Origin of the sequence: Formosa bonchosmolovskayae (assembly GCF_051016085.1) — a bacterium.
Classification (GTDB): domain Bacteria; phylum Bacteroidota; class Bacteroidia; order Flavobacteriales; family Flavobacteriaceae; genus Formosa.
The window spans coordinates 274,909-286,888 of sequence record NZ_CP174605.1; the positions used below are offsets into that span (position 1 = coordinate 274,909).

The window sequence follows — 11,980 nt, forward strand, 5'->3', positions numbered from 1 at the left end:
CAGGTTTAAAATAAACCTGATGGACAATATATTATTCCTCTAATCTAATGTCTAGTCCTAAACCTTTCAATTCGTGCATAAGTACGTTGAATGATTCTGGTAATCCAGGTTCTGGCATTTGCTCTCCTTTTACGATTGCCTCGTAAGTCTTAGCTCTACCAATTACATCATCAGATTTAACTGTCAATATTTCTCTTAGAATAGCTGAAGCACCGTATGCTTCTAATGCCCATACTTCCATCTCTCCAAAACGCTGACCTCCAAATTGTGCTTTACCACCTAATGGTTGTTGTGTAATTAAAGAGTATGGTCCGATAGAACGTGCGTGCATCTTATCGTCAATCATATGACCTAACTTAATCATATAAATAACTCCAACGGTTGCTTTTTGATCAAAACGTTGACCCGTTCCACCATCATATAAATATGTATGTCCAAACTCAGGAACTCCGGCTTTATTTGTTAATTCAGTAATTTGTTCAATAGTTGCTCCATCAAAAATTGGTGTGGCATACTTCTGACCTAATTTCTGACCTGCCCAACCAAGAACAGTTTCATAAATTTGTCCGATGTTCATACGAGATGGTACCCCAAGTGGATTCAATACGATATCTACAGGTGTTCCGTCTTCTAAGAAAGGCATATCTTCCTGACGAACGATACGAGCAACAATACCTTTGTTACCGTGACGTCCTGCCATTTTATCCCCTACTTTTAGTTTACGTTTTTTAGCGATGTAAACTTTAGCCAATTTAATAATACCTGCTGGTAACTCGTCCCCTACAGAAATAGTAAACTTCTCACGTCTTAAAGACCCTTGTAAGTCGTTTTCTTTAATCTTGTAGTTGTGAATTAAATCTGCAACTAATTTATTAATATGGTCGTCTGTTGTCCACACACCAGATGTTAAGTGTGTATAATCTTCAACAGAGTTTAACATTTTAAGTGTGTATTTTTTACCTTTTGGTAAAACTTCTTCACCTAAATCGTTAAAGATACCTTGAGCTGTTTTACCACCTACTAAAGCAAATAATTTATCGATTAATACCGTTTTAAGTTCTTCGAACTTTGTGTAATAAACCGCTTCTAATTGCGAAATATCTTCTTTATCTTTAGCTCTCTTACGCTTATCTTTAACCGCACGAGCAAATAATTTTTTACCAATTACTACACCATTTAATGATGGAGAAGCTTTTAATGATGCATCTTTAACATCACCTGCTTTATCACCAAAAATAGCACGTAATAATTTCTCTTCAGGAGTTGGATCAGATTCACCTTTAGGAGTAATCTTACCAATAAGAATATCTCCAGGCTTCACTTCTGCTCCAATACGGATCATTCCGTTTTCGTCAAGATCTTTAGTTGCTTCTTCAGAAACGTTAGGGATATCGTTAGTTAACTCTTCGTTACCTAATTTTGTATCACGAACATCTAAAGAATACTCATCGATATGAATCGATGTAAAGATATCTTCACGAACCACTTTTTCAGAAATCACAATCGCATCCTCGAAGTTATACCCTTTCCAAGGCATAAAGGCTACTTTCATGTTTCTACCTAAAGCTAATTCCCCTTTTTCGGTTGCATAACCTTGACATAACACCTGACCTTGTTCTACTCTATCACCTTTGCTTACAATTGGCTTTAGGTTGATAGATGTCCCTTGGTTGGTTTTTCTAAACTTAACTAAAGGATATGTTTTAGTTTCAGCATCAAAACTAACCGCTGCTTCATCTTCCGTACGGTCGTAACGAATAGTAATTTCGTTAGCATCTACATACTCTACAGTACCTTCACGCTCTGCGTTTATTAATACACGAGAATCTTTAGCAACCTGACGTTCTAAACCTGTTCCTACAATTGGAGAATCAACTCTTAATAAAGGTACTGCCTGACGCATCATGTTAGATCCCATCAATGCTCGGTTGGCATCATCATGTTCTAAGAACGGAATTAACGAAGCCGAGATAGACGAAATTTGGTTTGGTGCAACATCTGTATAATGAAGTGCTGTTGGTTCAATAACAGGGAAATCACCTTCCATTCGGGCAATTACCTTATCATGAATAATTCTAGCATTTTCATCAATTTTTACAGTTGCCTGTGCAATTAATTTTTCTTCTTCCTCTTCAGCACTTAAATATACTGGAGGATTTACGATATCTACTACACCATCTGTTACAGGTCTATAAGGTGTCTCGATGAATCCCATTGAATTCACTTTTGCATAAACAGAAAGTGAAGAAATTAATCCAATGTTTGGACCTTCAGGAGTTTCAATCGGACAAAGACGACCGTAATGTGTATAGTGAACGTCACGTACCTCGAATCCTGCTCTTTCTCTAGATAAACCACCTGGTCCTAATGCTGAAAGACGACGCTTATGCGTAATCTCTGCAAGAGGATTCGTTTGATCCATAAATTGAGATAGCTGGTTCGTACCAAAGAAAGAATTAATAACAGAAGATAAGGTCTTTGCATTAATTAAATCTATAGGTGTAAATACTTCGTTATCACGTACATTCATACGCTCACGAATAGTACGGGCCATACGTGCTAAACCAACACCAAATTGAGAAGATAATTGTTCACCTACTGTACGTACACGACGGTTAGATAAGTGGTCAATATCATCAATCTCTGCTTTTGAATTGATAAGCTCGATTAAATATTTTATGATAGTTATGATATCTTCTTTGGTAAGCACTTGCTTATCCATACCGATATCCAACTGTAATTTTTTGTTCATTCTATAACGTCCAACTTCTCCTAAAGAGTAACGTTGGTCCGAGAAGAATAATTTGTCAATAATACCTCTTGCTGTCTCCTCATCTGGCGGCTCAGCATTACGTAATTGACGGTAAATATGTTCAACAGCTTCTTTTTCAGAGTTTGTTGGATCTTTTTGAAGCGTGTTATGGATAATTGCGTAATCTCCTTGTTGAGCGCTTTCTTTATGTAAAAGGACAGTCTTTACATTCGCTTCAAGAATTTCTTCAATATTATCTTTATCTAATACTGTATCACGATCTAATACAATTTCATTACGTTCAATAGAAACTACTTCACCAGTATCTTCATCCACGAAATCTTCGTGCCACGTATTAAGTACACGAGCTGCTAACTTACGACCTTGGTATTTTTTTAAACCAGATTTAGATACTTTAACCTCTTCAGCAAGATCGAAGATTTCAAGAATATCTTTATCACGTTCAAAACCAATAGCCCTAAATAATGTCGTTACAGGTAACTTTTTCTTACGATCGATATACGCATACATTACACTGTTAATGTCTGTAGCGAATTCAATCCAAGAACCTTTAAAAGGAATAACTCTAGCTGAATATAACTTAGTTCCATTCGCGTGGAATGATTGACCAAAGAATACCCCTGGAGAACGGTGTAATTGAGAAACCACAACACGCTCTGCACCGTTAATACAGAAAGTACCACTTGGAGTCATATAAGGTATAGTACCTAAATACACATCTTGAACAATAGTCTCGAAATCCTCATGTTCAGGGTCTGTACAATAAAGTTTTAACCTGGCTTTAAGTGGAACACTGTAAGTTAATCCTCTTTCTATACATTCTTCTAAAGAATATCTAGGTGGATCAACAAAGTAATCTAAAAATTCTAAAACAAATTGATTACGAGTGTCTGTTATTGGGAAATTCTCCATGAAGGTGTTATATAAACCTTCATTACCTCTTTCTTCAGATTTGGTCTCTAGTTGGAAAAAATCCTGAAAGGATTTAATCTGAATATCCAAGAAATCTGGATAATCTGTTCTATTAATAATAGACGAGAAATTTAATCTTTCAGCTTGTGTTTCTAACATCAATGGACGAAATTTTGATTAAAAATAATATTGGTGGCGTATCTAAATGATATATACGCAAAAATGGTTTAGGTCTTAGAGTACTACTCCAGACCTAAACCTTTATGTTGTTTGATAAGTAAGCTTACTTAAGCTCAACCTCAGCTCCAGCTTCTTCTAATGACGCTTTTAAAGCTTCTGCTTCGTCTTTAGATACAGCTTCTTTGATTGCACTTGGTGCATCATCAACTAAACCTTTAGCTTCTTTTAAACCTAATCCAGTTAATTCTTTAACTAATTTTACAACTGCTAATTTAGAACCACCAGCGGCTTTTAAGATAACATCAAATTCAGTTTGCTCTTCAGCAGCTTCACCTGCAGCAGGTCCAGCAACAGCTACAGCAGCAGCAGCAGCAGGCTCAATACCGTACTCATCTTTTAATATAGTTGCTAATTCATTAACTTCTTTTACTGTTAAGTTAACTAATTGTTCTGCGAAATCTTTTAAATCTGCCATTTTCTATCGTTTTAATAAATTTTAATATAATATGTGTGTGTAATAATGCGTACTATTTAATACTATCCTTCTTTTTCGGATAATGTTTTTAAGATACCTGCAAGTTTTCCTCCACTTGATTTAAGTGCAGAAACAACATTCTTAGCTGGAGATTGTAATAATCCAATGATATCTCCAAGTAACTCTTCACGAGACTTGATATCTACTAAGGCATCTAATTGGTCGTCTCCAATATAAACAGCTTCTTCAATAAAAGCACCTTTTAATAAAGGCTTATCAGATTTTTTTCTGAAATCTTTTATTACTTTAGCTGGAGCGTTTCCAGTTTCTGAATACATTACAGAAGTGTTACCTTTTAAAACAGATGGTAAATCTCCAAATTCTCTATCTGAAGCTTCCATTGCTTTTTCAAGTAATGTATTTTTTACTATTGCTAATTTAATATTAGCTTTAAAACAAGCGCGACGTAAGTCTGAAGTTTTAGCTGCGTTTAATCCAGAAATATCTGCTATGTAGATATTTGCATTATCGGCTAATTGTCCAGTTAATTCTTCGATTACTTGTGATTTTTCTTCTCTTGTCATAATAAAAGTTTTTAACTAATTAACCAATTTTAGAGTCAACAGCAATACTAGGACTCATAGTACTAGACATAAAGATACTCTTTACATAAGTTCCTTTAGCCGCAGTTGGCTTTAATTTCATTAATGTTGATAATAATTCGTTTACGTTTCCTGCAATTTGCTCAGGGCTAAAAGATACTTTACCTACAGCGGCATGAACGATACCAGTTTTATCAACTTTAAAGTCAATTTTACCAGCTTTAACTTCTGTTACTGCTTTTGCAACATCCATAGTTACTGTACCAGTCTTTGGGTTAGGCATTAATCCTCTAGGTCCTAAAATACGTCCTAATGGTCCTAATTTACCCATTACACTTGGCATAGTAATAATTACATCTACGTCTGTCCAACCACTCTTAATTTTATCAAGAAATTCGTCTAAACCTACGTAATCTGCACCAGCTTCTTTAGCTTCCGCTTCTTTGTCTGGAGTTACTAATGCTAAAACTTTTACGTCTTTACCTGTACCATGTGGAAGAGATACTACACCTCTTACCATTTGGTTTGCTTTTCTAGGATCTACTCCTAAACGAACAGCGATATCTACAGACGCATCAAATTTTGCATTTGTTATATCTTTTACTAATGCTGAAGCTTCACTTACAGAGTAAAATTTACCCTTTTCGATTTTTGCTACAGCTTCTTTTTGCTTTTTTGCTAATCTTGCCATTTTAAGTTTCTTTTTCTAGATTAATTTGGCGCGTTTCCGGTTACGGTAATTCCCATAGACCTTGCGGTACCTGCGATCATTTTCATAGCTGATGCGATTTCAAATGCATTTAAATCTTGCATTTTATCTTCAGCAATCGTTCTAATCTGATCCCATGAAACTTTAGCTACTTTTTTTCGGTTTGGTTCACCTGAACCCTTCTTCAACTTGGTTGCTTCTAATAACTGAACTGCCGCTGGTGGTGTTTTGATGACGAAATCGAATGATTTGTCTTTGTAAACAGAGATCACAACTGGTAATACTTTACCAGCTTTGTCTTGCGTTCTAGCATTGAATTGCTTACAGAACTCCATGATGTTAACACCTGCAGCTCCTAAAGCGGGTCCAACCGGTGGCGACGGATTCGCTGCACCTCCCCGAACTTGTAACTTAACTACTTTACCTAATTCTTTTGCCATTTTTAATAATTTAATTTTGATGCGCTTCTACAATTGGAAGCTGTATAACACACCGGTATCTTTGTAACAATTATTATACTTTATCAACTTGCATATAGCTTAACTCTAATGGTGTCTTTCTTCCAAAAATCTTAACCATTACTTCTAGCTTACGCTTTTCTTCATTTATCTTTTCAATAGTACCATCAAATCCATTGAATGGTCCATCGATAACTTTTACAGTATCTCCAATATTGTAAGGGATAGCAACTGTAGTTTCAGTATCTACTGTTAATTCATCTACTTTACCTAACATTCTGTTTACTTCAGACTGTCTTAACGGCACTGGATCTCCTCCTTTTGTTTCACCTAAAAAACCAATTACGTTAGTAACCGATCTTATAATGTGAGGTACTTCTCCTGTTAAATTGGCTTGAACCATAATGTAACCAGGAAAATAAACTTTTTCTTTGTTTATTTTCTTTCCATTACGGATTTGAATTACTTTTTCTGTAGGAACCAGTACTTGATCTACATAATCTTGCATTCCTAAACGAGCAATTTCATTCTCGATATAGGCTTTAATCTTATTTTCTTGACCACTTACAGCTCTAACAACATACCATTTTTTCGCACTTCCTTCAGACATAAAAAGTTATTTTATTTTTTCTAGTTGATTAAATGAAAGTAATATGATATGACTTTGCTGAATACTGTATCAACTCCCCATACTGCTAAAGAGAACAATGTAGAGAATACAGCTACCAAAATAGTTAAGCTTTGTGCTTCTGCCATTGTAGGCCAAGTTACATTATGCTTTAACTCTCCGAATGATTCTTTTACGTAATTTACAAATCCAGCCATTATTTTTCAAAACTTTATTAGCACGGGCGGAGAGACTCGAACTCACGACACCTGGTTTTGGAGACCAGTGCTCTACCAACTGAGCTACGCCCGTATAAAAGTCAAGGTATTTCAAATAAGAAACACCTTAACCTTTTATTACATTAAACTTAAACTTAGTCTAAAATTTCAGTTACTTGTCCTGCACCTACAGTTCTACCTCCTTCACGGATAGCGAAACGTAAACCAACATTCATTGCGATTGGTTGGTGTAAGTCTACAGTAATTGTTAAGTTATCTCCTGGCATTACCATTTCAACTCCTTCAGGTAAGTTAATAGTACCTGTTACGTCAGTTGTACGTACGTAAAACTGTGGACGGTAGTTGTTGTGGAATGGAGTGTGACGTCCACCTTCTTCTTTTTTCAAAACATAAACTTCTGCTTTGAATTTAGCGTGTGGAGTTACAGATCCTGGCTTAGTAATAACCATTCCTCTTTTAATATCTTCTTTAGCAATACCTCTTAATAAGATACCTGCGTTATCTCCTGCTTCACCTCTATCTAAGATTTGACGGAACATTTCGATACCTGTAATAGTAGAAGTTAACTTTTCAGCACCCATACCAATAATTTCAACAGGATCTCCAGTTTTTGCTACTCCAGTTTCGATACGTCCAGTTGCTACTGTACCACGACCTGTAATAGAAAATACGTCTTCGATAGGCATTAAGAAATCTTTATCTACTTCTCTTAAAGGCTCTTTAATCCAAGTATCACAAGCTTCCATTAATTCTAAAATCTTCTCAGACCATTTAGCATCACCGTTTAATCCACCTAAAGCAGATCCAGCAATTACAGGTCCGTTATCACCATCATAGTCATAGAAAGAAAGTAAATCTCTAACTTCCATTTCAACTAATTCTAATAATTCTTCATCATCAACTAAATCTACCTTATTCATGAAAACAACGATAGATGGAATACCTACTTGTTTACCTAATAAGATGTGCTCTCTAGTTTGAGGCATTGGTCCGTCAGTTGCAGCAACTACTAAAATTGCACCATCCATTTGAGCAGCACCAGTTACCATGTTCTTTACGTAATCCGCGTGACCTGGACAGTCAACGTGAGCGTAGTGACGGTTAGCTGTTTGATACTCTACGTGAGATGTATTAATAGTAATACCTCTTTCTTTTTCTTCTGGAGCGTTGTCAATCTGATCGAAGTTCTTTACTTCTGAAAGTCCTGCAGCAGCTAGTACAGTAGTAATAGCAGCAGTTAATGTTGTTTTACCGTGATCTACGTGTCCAATTGTACCTATATTTAAGTGTGGTTTGGAACGATCAAAAGTTGCCTTTGCCATGTTTTAAAAATTTAATCTTAGTTATATAATAATATTAGTGTATTCTACTTTATGCTTCTATAGAGCCAATGACGGGAATTGAACCCGTGACCTCTTCCTTACCAAGGAAACGCTCTACCCCTGAGCTACACCGGCTTAAAATTGAGCGAGAGACCGGGTTCGAACCGGCGACATTCAGCTTGGAAGGCTGACGCTCTACCAACTGAGCTACTCTCGCATTATTTTAATTCCTGTATCTATAATTACCACCAGCTTTACAATGTTTCCATTATAAAAATAATGTGGGGAGAGCAGGATTCGAACCTGCGAAGACGTAGTCAGCAGATTTACAGTCTGCCCTCGTTGGCCGCTTGAGTATCTCCCCAATTATAAATTATTCACTCTTTAAAAGAACTTGAGCCGATGGAGGGACTCGAACCCACGACCTGCTGATTACAAATCAGCTGCTCTAGCCAGCTGAGCTACATCGGCTTTTTAAACTTTTTCTTTTCACAAAAAAAGTCCGCTATTTCTAACGGACTGCAAATGTATATATTTATTCTTTTATTCAAAACATTTTTACAATTAATTTTATCATAAATATGATTTTAATTTTTCTTTACGCTTTTTTAGCTGTCTTTCTATGGACGCTGTGGCACTATCTGCCCCCTCTTCGAACGATTTACATTGCTTTTTAACAACAATGCTATCACCGGGTACATTTACCCGAGCTTCGAATATCTTATTTTCCTTTTCGCTAGTGTTCTCCACTTTTAAGTAAACATCGGAACTTATTACTTTATCATAAAATTGATCCAACTTATCCATACGTTTCTGAACAAAGTCTATCAATGTTTGGTCTGCATTGAAATTAACTGATTGAATGTTTACTTTCATACTTAATCTATATTAATAATTAAACAATAGGTAGTTTCGTACTATTTCTTATTCCTGGGATGCGTATTTAAATACACTTTTTTTAATTCTGCTATACTATTATGCGTGTAAACCTGAGTCGAAGCCAAACTGGAGTGCCCGAGGAGTTCTTTTACAGCATTCAAATCTGCACCTTGATTGAGTAAATGTGTTGCAAAAGAATGCCTTAAAATATGTGGGCTCTTTTTCACTTTTGAAGATGCTAAACTAAAATAGTTATTTATTATTCTGTAAACAAGTGTTTCGTAAATTTTAACGCCTTTTTGGGTTAAAAACATATAGGTAGTATCTGTTATATGACTTAGGGATTGTCGCTCCTTTAAATACTGTGTAACCACCTCTATAACAGAAGGTAACAAAGGCACCAAACGTTCCTTATTTCGTTTACCTAAAACTTTTAAGGTTTTATTAGACAGGTTAAAATCCGTTAATTGCAATTGTACCAGCTCAATACGGCGGATCCCTGTAGAATAAAATAATTCTATGATTAATCGATTCCTTAAACCTTCAAAATCGTGTTCGTGAGGAAAATCGTCCAGCACAGTTTTCATCTCTTTTTCAGAAAACGGTATCTGTATTTTCTTTTTAACCTTTAATGCTTTGTGCTTTGCTAAAGGATTCGAATCGAGATCGCCAACCTTCATTAAAAACTTATAATAAGAGTTTAAGGCTGAAATTTTCCGGTTTATACTTCGATTAGACATCCCGCTTTCTACCATAACAACAATCCATCTTCGTATTTGAGAATAGTTTACATGCACAAGCGTATCTTGCTCATATTCGGTGTTTATAAAATTAAGACAATCGTTTAGGTCCTTTTTATACGCATTAACCGTTAAAGGGGAATAGTTTTTCTCTAGTAGCAAGTAATCTAAAAAGGAAGAAAATATCATAAGTTAACATCTGGGTTACTGCTAATATAGGAAGTTTAACACAGGAAGTTGTAAAATATAGCGCAAAAAAAAATCCTGCATTTGCAGGATTTTAATGTATAACTCTTAAGCTTAAATTTGTTCTAGATCTCTTAAACCTTGAACATACTGTGCTTTTTGAATTTGTCTTCTATTTTCGACAGAAGGTTTTAAAAACTGTTTACGTGCTTGTAATTGACGTCTAGTACCAGTCTTATCAAACTTACGCTTGTAACGCTTTAGCGCTCTATCTATATTTTCTCCTTCTTTAATTGGTATTCTTAACATAGTCCTTAACCTCCTCTCTTTTAGCATTCGGGGTGCAAATTTAGAAATTAAATTAAATTATCCAATTAAAAATAAAAAATATTTTAAATGCACGATTTAGTCCTTAAAAAGAGATGATCTTTTAGTTAAGTCGAGTATTAATTTTTCGTCTTCTTCGCTCTCTAGTAATGTATTGTAATTATCCCAGAAACGCTTATTATACGGCTTAATCGAGAATATATTGGAATTCCACTCCCGATCTAAAGCAGATTGAATTTCTTCTGGGTCTAATATAATTTCTGTAAACAAAATTTCTTGCATGGTTTTATAATACCGTTCATCTTTGGCGCGTTGTTCTGCATACTTATCGTCCGATTTTGGTGTTTTAGATCCTACATTTACTAATTTAGGAGTTTCGTAAGACACGTAATTGGTATACATCTTACCGTCGTATTCTATATAATTAATCACTAATTTATGATTAACCTGCGTATCGAACAGTATTCTACTTCTGGTTTTCTGAGCTTCAGAATCGGCAATTAAAGTATATTCTATTTTCTTTACGGCATAGGTATCCCAATACACATAAAGCCAACCTTCGGCAATATAGCCTGCATTAAAAATGCCTTTAGTTTCTAGGTTAATATTGCTCTCTCCTTTAGATATCTTAATCTTATAAATCTTGCGCTCGTTATCTACTAAAACAGTATCCAATTCAAATTGATGATAATCGAGGACCTTTTCTCCAAACAATGCGCGGTCTCCTCTTGTATTTCTAAGCAGATTTAATTTTCCACCAAAAAAGTTTTGGAGTCCGTTTGTACGTATATCATTCCACTTAATCGCTTTTACCAACGAAGCCGTTGCAATAGTATCTCGTCTTAAATTCTTAGCTTGAAAATTTGTCTTACCGTGTTGCTTTAAATAGGCCGTGTAAGCAAGTAAACTATCTACATCGCGCAAATCATAACTCTTACGCATCTCGTCTACATTAATTTTTAAATTTTCTGAAGCTGAAGATTGCGCACTAGAATCGTACAGCGTAATGGCACTTTCTATTAACCATTTAAACTCCTTTTTATTACGCTCTTTATGCCTTAAAAATCCTTTCTCTAAATATGGGAAGTCAGGAAGGTTGTCTGGTAAACGGCTTATCATTTTAAGTACGATATCGTTCCCTTTTTTTGGTCGTGTATCTGCGACTAGTAATACTTCGTCTAAAGACGCAATATCTTCTTCTAGAAAAACCTCTTCAGAATTATCGAAATCTTTTACTAGTACTTTAAAACTTTTGTAACCAATAGATGAAATAACAAGCGTATCGTTCTCCATGGAACTAGGCACCAATAGCACAAACTTTCCATCGGCATTACTTATTGTACCTGTGGTTGTATTTTTAATGTAAATACTCGCACTTTCTATAGGAATCATTGTAGAGAAATCTACAATCTTATTTTTAAGTTCTGTCTGTGCATAGGTGGAGAAAAAAAACAGACAAACTAAAATGGTTAAACTATATGTTTTGTTGATGAAATTCATATTCAATACTTTATAATTTAACCATTATTATGTTATTTTATTGTTTAAAGTACATTCTGAAATACAAATAG

At 35.2% G+C, this 11,980-nt stretch carries 12 protein-coding genes and 5 tRNA genes; all 17 read right to left on the reverse strand.

What is annotated here, in order from left to right; translation table 11 throughout:
• Positions 1-31: 31 nt before the first annotated feature.
• Positions 32-3,844, reverse strand: coding sequence for a DNA-directed RNA polymerase subunit beta (rpoB, locus tag ACKC83_RS00920; protein ID WP_414035534.1), 3,813 nt, complete (start codon positions 3,842-3,844; stop codon positions 32-34).
• 124 nt (positions 3,845-3,968) lie between these two features.
• Positions 3,969-4,340, reverse strand: a complete 372-nt coding sequence (gene rplL / locus ACKC83_RS00925; protein ID WP_382384495.1) for a 50S ribosomal protein L7/L12 — start codon at positions 4,338-4,340, stop codon at positions 3,969-3,971.
• Positions 4,341-4,402: 62 nt separating this feature from the next.
• The gene (gene rplJ / locus ACKC83_RS00930) at positions 4,403-4,924 is read right to left on the reverse strand and encodes a 50S ribosomal protein L10 (protein ID WP_414035370.1); all 522 of its coding nucleotides are present in this window, start codon (positions 4,922-4,924) and stop codon (positions 4,403-4,405) included.
• Positions 4,925-4,943: 19 nt separating this feature from the next.
• Complete coding sequence (gene rplA / locus ACKC83_RS00935) at positions 4,944-5,633, reverse strand: 50S ribosomal protein L1 (protein WP_414035369.1); 690 nt, start codon at positions 5,631-5,633, stop codon at positions 4,944-4,946.
• Between the two features lie 20 nt (positions 5,634-5,653).
• Positions 5,654-6,091: a 50S ribosomal protein L11 gene (gene rplK, locus ACKC83_RS00940; protein WP_414035368.1), complete on the reverse strand. Its 438-nt coding sequence runs from the start codon at positions 6,089-6,091 to the stop codon at positions 5,654-5,656.
• Positions 6,092-6,164: 73 nt separating this feature from the next.
• Positions 6,165-6,719, reverse strand: coding sequence for a transcription termination/antitermination protein NusG (gene nusG, locus ACKC83_RS00945; protein WP_414035367.1), 555 nt, complete (start codon positions 6,717-6,719; stop codon positions 6,165-6,167).
• Positions 6,720-6,739: 20 nt separating this feature from the next.
• Positions 6,740-6,934 carry a preprotein translocase subunit SecE gene (gene secE / locus ACKC83_RS00950; protein WP_382384500.1) on the reverse strand — a complete coding sequence of 65 codons (195 nt, stop codon included), beginning with the start codon at positions 6,932-6,934 and terminating at the stop codon, positions 6,740-6,742.
• 21 nt (positions 6,935-6,955) lie between these two features.
• Positions 6,956-7,028: transfer RNA gene (locus ACKC83_RS00955), tRNA-Trp, on the reverse strand.
• Between the two features lie 61 nt (positions 7,029-7,089).
• Entirely contained in the window at positions 7,090-8,277 is a 1,188-nt protein-coding gene (gene tuf / locus ACKC83_RS00960) for an elongation factor Tu (RefSeq protein WP_414035366.1), read from the reverse strand.
• A gap of 63 nt (positions 8,278-8,340) precedes the next feature.
• A tRNA-Thr gene (locus ACKC83_RS00965) sits at positions 8,341-8,412 on the reverse strand.
• 9 nt (positions 8,413-8,421) lie between these two features.
• A tRNA-Gly gene (locus ACKC83_RS00970) sits at positions 8,422-8,494 on the reverse strand.
• A gap of 65 nt (positions 8,495-8,559) precedes the next feature.
• Positions 8,560-8,641: transfer RNA gene (locus tag ACKC83_RS00975), tRNA-Tyr, on the reverse strand.
• A gap of 33 nt (positions 8,642-8,674) precedes the next feature.
• Positions 8,675-8,748, reverse strand: a tRNA-Thr gene (locus tag ACKC83_RS00980).
• A 102-nt stretch (positions 8,749-8,850) separates the two neighbouring features.
• Positions 8,851-9,153 carry a ribosome hibernation-promoting factor, HPF/YfiA family gene (hpf, locus tag ACKC83_RS00985; protein WP_382384502.1) on the reverse strand — a complete coding sequence of 101 codons (303 nt, stop codon included), beginning with the start codon at positions 9,151-9,153 and terminating at the stop codon, positions 8,851-8,853.
• Positions 9,154-9,194: 41 nt separating this feature from the next.
• Complete coding sequence (locus tag ACKC83_RS00990; RefSeq protein ID WP_434036711.1) at positions 9,195-10,085, reverse strand: tyrosine-type recombinase/integrase; 891 nt, start codon at positions 10,083-10,085, stop codon at positions 9,195-9,197.
• A gap of 111 nt (positions 10,086-10,196) precedes the next feature.
• Positions 10,197-10,391, reverse strand: coding sequence for a 30S ribosomal protein S21 (gene rpsU / locus ACKC83_RS00995; RefSeq protein ID WP_414035364.1), 195 nt, complete (start codon positions 10,389-10,391; stop codon positions 10,197-10,199).
• A 96-nt stretch (positions 10,392-10,487) separates the two neighbouring features.
• Positions 10,488-11,909, reverse strand: coding sequence for a carboxypeptidase-like regulatory domain-containing protein (locus tag ACKC83_RS01000; protein ID WP_434036712.1), 1,422 nt, complete (start codon positions 11,907-11,909; stop codon positions 10,488-10,490).
• Between the last annotated feature and the right edge of the window lie 71 nt (positions 11,910-11,980).